The sequence below is a fragment of the Enterorhabdus sp. P55 genome, assembly GCF_009911695.1.
Lineage (GTDB): Bacteria > Actinomycetota > Coriobacteriia > Coriobacteriales > Eggerthellaceae > Enterorhabdus.
The window spans coordinates 1-580 of the sequence record NZ_QWKK01000295.1 but is presented as its reverse complement, the minus strand read 5'-3'; the positions used below and the strand labels follow the sequence as shown (position 1 = coordinate 580).

The 580-nt window shown below is 79.3% G+C and carries 1 protein-coding gene; it reads right to left on the bottom strand.

The genetic code is table 11. The annotated features are described in order from the left end of the window. A partial coding sequence (locus tag D1643_RS11370; protein WP_201751125.1) for a hypothetical protein occupies positions 1-580 on the bottom strand: 580 nt, incomplete at both ends.

Genomic DNA, 580 nt, shown 5'->3' with positions numbered 1-580 from the left:
GCCCGAGCCGCCTCCGTCACCCGCGCCGCCTCCGCTCCCCGCGCCGCCGCCGACGCCCGAGCTGTTCCCGGTGCCGCCGTCTCCGCCGGCGCTGCCCGATCCGCCCGCGCCGTCGGTCACGGCCAGGGTCACCGGGCCGGCCGCAGGGCCGGCCGTCGCGCGCTCGACGTAACGAGCGTCCGCGGCCTCCACGCGCTCGACGGTCACCGTCACGCGCGCGCCGGCAGGCGCGGCCGTCACCTTGATGACGCCGAGCGCCAGCGAGCCGTCCTCGCCCGCGCCGAGCTCATCATCGCCGGCGGAGGCGACGATGCTCAGCACGCCATCCTCGAACGAGGACTCCGCCACCACCGCGCGCTCCTCGAGGGCGGCGTCGAAGGCGAACCCGACCTCCTGCAGCTCGGCGCCCTCGGCCGGCTCGACGGACACCCGGACGAGCACCGAGCGCTCCTTCGCCATGCCGGTCAGCGCGAGCGGGATGCCCCCGTCCCGCGCCTCCAGCGGGGCCACGCCCAGCGCGGCCTCCGCCGTCGCCGCCCCGTCGCCGGCCGCGCCGTCAGCCGGCGCGCCCCACGCCGTC